This is a genomic window from Photobacterium obscurum (assembly GCF_026191635.1).
GTDB lineage: Bacteria > Pseudomonadota > Gammaproteobacteria > Enterobacterales > Vibrionaceae > Photobacterium > Photobacterium obscurum.
Genome location: NZ_JAKRRW010000045.1, coordinates 1 through 3,093, shown reverse-complemented (window position 1 = coordinate 3,093; position 3,093 = coordinate 1). Strand labels below are relative to the sequence as shown.

The window sequence follows — 3,093 nt, the reverse complement described above, 5'->3', positions numbered from 1 at the left end:
GGGAAGGGTGCCAGTTTGCTGGCAAGAAATTGGACATTTCCGAGTTGGGTTCTTCGGGCTGATTCCAGCTTTCGGATAACTTTTCGTATCCCAACAAGCCAAATGGCACCACTTCACGAGTTATCGTTTTTGAGCATTTTAGGAAGTAATCAAGAGGTAAATAGCCCAACCTGACCGATAAACGTCAACCATTATAGTTAGTTATGAGAAAACAACTTGTTATTCAATATGCTGCGTGATACCACTGAAACAGTGCAGAATATAGTAAAGGTTTGAATGTTTGGAGGGAAATATGAGTATTGAAGGAAACAGAATAATTCTATATCGGTTAAAGCGGTCTGATTGGCCTCTATTTAAAGATCTATACACTAATCCTCAAATTATGAAGCATGTCTACGAGCCTTTCAGCGACGAAGTAGCAAAAGAATCGTTTAACGATAGGCTAGTGCCTTGGTGCAAGCAAAGCGATGGATGGCTTTCTTTTAGCATAAGAAGCAAGCAAACCAACAACAAAATAGGCCTCATAGGGTTAAAGATCACCAATCACAAACACATGATAGCAGAGGTTGGTTATTTACTCTGCGAACAAGCTCAGGGAAAAGGCTTTGCTTCCGAATCACTTGACCTAATCAAAATATATGCTTTTAAGAATTTAAATATAAATGAGCTAACAGCAACGTGTTCAACTGAGAACGTTGCTTCATATAGATTACTTGAGAAGCTGGGCTTTAAGCGCAAAGAACGATTAAAAAGCAATTCGACCATAGGTGGAAAGCAGATTGACGACTACATCTATACTTGTCTAGTGAAATGATTGCTTTTGCAATGCGAATCTGAAGCTTTAATACATGCTGCTCAATGGCTTTCCAGTCGATGGATTGCCATTGAGTGCCGTAAGACGAGGCACTGACTTCACATGTACATACCAAACCACCACAGATGTGCTGCATATTCACTGGCAAGTCGATGGACATTTTCGTGTTAAGGCTTTTGTTTTAATCCAGTATCGTCAAATAACTTAATGTATAGAAACACTGTGTTCGTAAGATGATTTGCTTGAAATGAGTAAGGCTTCTTTACTCTGAGTAACATGCTCTGATTCTGTCATAAATTTACAACTCTATTTAAGTCTGAAATAGACTCAATAAGTGACAAAAAATACTCCCATGGGCTTCTGATGTTAAAAAAATGCGGATTTTGTGAACAAACCAACTAATTCACCATAATGGGCGCTTAACGTACCAAACAAAACAAACAACAAAAAACACGGCAAACAGAGGTTGAGAATGGTGCTTATCTAAAACACCTTGAATAAGAGTCGGTGTATGCTATAAAATCAGTTGCTTTTCTAGCTGAAAATCACGTCAATGCATCAATTGTTTTTTTTGGTTAGTTATATCAATTTTTTTGATTTTTTGTTTTTTTCATCTTTTGCTGATGTTGTTAAGTTTTAATTAGTTGTAAAGGAAAAAATATGGCGTATGTTGAATGCAAATCTTGTGGTTTTAAAGAAGAGGCGAACAAAACTTTCTTTCTTAAAGTTCTAGGTGGAGGAGCTGTTGGCGGTGGTTTTTGGGCTTGGGTGACGTACTTTTTTGCTGGTACAGGGTTTGCTTTTGCAATTTGTGTGGCGATTGTTACTGGGGGGGTTGCTCTCCTTGCATTTTCCGATGAGATTACAAAATGGCTTGCTGAAAGGTATGATTGTCCATCATGTAAAAAAAGAAAATGGAAGCTAGTGAAGGATTGAAGATAACATCCGTTAACCGAACTTAGAAAGGTCTCCTTTAGCGGTCTTTTTTATGCCCCTAGACTTGCGTGTTTTAGGTCATTGAAAGGCAGGAGGCTATGCGAGTTACCCTCCGGTTCTGTGGAGAAAGGCGTTACATGTTCACGTTCGTTCGTGGCCGATTCAACATAACCAGCGCTTTACGTACCGGAGGAGAATGATTTTGGGTGCAAACGTCGGGAATCCCTCTTAAACGCTTTTTATAAGCGTGCTGACAGTGCGCGTGGGCATATTTTGCAAGAATTTAGAGCTAAAGAAGCTCTTCATTTTGTTATAGCTATTTATCAGATATGGCATCCAATTAGCTCAATAAATCGAACTCAACTGACGGCCTCATCTTTGGATGAATCTCATTTATGCTTCCCGGTTAGTATTTATTTTTATAAGCATGAAATGTTGCTACTCGATAAAAGGAGAAAACATGAATAACAGTACTCGTCGACATTACTTTGATAAAGAACGAAATGATTTCTTTAATAAAATTTGTAGGTATGTTTCAGGATTCATAAAATACGCATTTGAAAACACAGAAATGCAAGATGTGTATGAAGAGTGGGATGAATTAGGAGTTAAAACAAACATCATTTATGAAATTGACAGTGGCTTTATAGTTTGTACGGATGTTCCTCGACAAGGAATCCTTCCTTCGATGGGTTTTTTTAGTCGTATCGCAAGTCACGACAAATGCCCTGAGAACATACCCGAGATAATTTACACTAAAGAAAATGCGAGTTATATCGCAGATTTTTATTGCAACCACTTCAAAATTGGTGAACTTGGTTTTGCTATTTTCATAGAAGCTGACATTGAAAAATGGACAGGTGATCTAAATGATTTAGAAGACGACAAGAAAAGCCACATCCTATATCAAATTGTAAGCAGAACGTCAAAAATAAAAGATAAATTGGAGAAAAAATCAGTGACTATCAATAATAGTGGGAACATGAACTACAATTCACCCAATAGTGTAATTAATGTAAATACATTTAGTGAGCCAGAGTTATTTAGAGAATTAATTGATGAAATACGACAATCGAGAGCATCTGAAGATGAAAAAGAAGCCGCTACTCAGTTGATAAAAGAACTCAAAGAACACCATGGAAAGAGCTCTTTTCGTGAAAAGTATCAAGAAATCATGAGTAATATATCAAGTCATGTTACGGTATTTTCTGCCATCGCGCCAAAGCTAGGTGCACTAGCACAATTACTTTGAATTAATTGAATACTTTTATTACAGTAAGCTAGCATCGCATGGGCTTATTTGAGGTCTAGCCTGAACTAATGCTTTAGGTTATATGCTTAGT

3 protein-coding genes and 1 pseudogene are annotated in these 3,093 nt (G+C 37.4%); 3 read left to right on the top strand and 1 reads right to left on the bottom strand.

All coding sequences use genetic code 11. The features are described from left to right. Window positions 1–292: 292 nt before the first annotated feature. Window positions 293–814 carry a GNAT family N-acetyltransferase gene (locus MD588_RS25805; RefSeq protein ID WP_265700819.1) on the top strand — a complete coding sequence of 174 codons (522 nt, stop codon included), beginning with the start codon at window positions 293–295 and terminating at the stop codon, window positions 812–814. 1 nt (window position 815) lies between these two features. Here MD588_RS25805 and MD588_RS25800 read toward each other — a convergent pair. Continuing rightward, window positions 816–950 (bottom strand): annotated as a pseudogene (locus MD588_RS25800) (hypothetical protein); the annotation flags it as partial. Window positions 951–1,474: 524 nt separating this feature from the next. Between MD588_RS25800 and MD588_RS25795 the strand changes: the two are divergent. Then, the gene (locus tag MD588_RS25795; RefSeq protein ID WP_265700818.1) at window positions 1,475–1,750 is read left to right on the top strand and encodes a hypothetical protein; all 276 of its coding nucleotides are present in this window, start codon (window positions 1,475–1,477) and stop codon (window positions 1,748–1,750) included. Window positions 1,751–2,210: 460 nt separating this feature from the next. Next, entirely contained in the window at window positions 2,211–3,002 is a 792-nt protein-coding gene (locus MD588_RS25790; protein WP_265700817.1) for a hypothetical protein, read from the top strand. Window positions 3,003–3,093 lie beyond the last annotated feature (91 nt).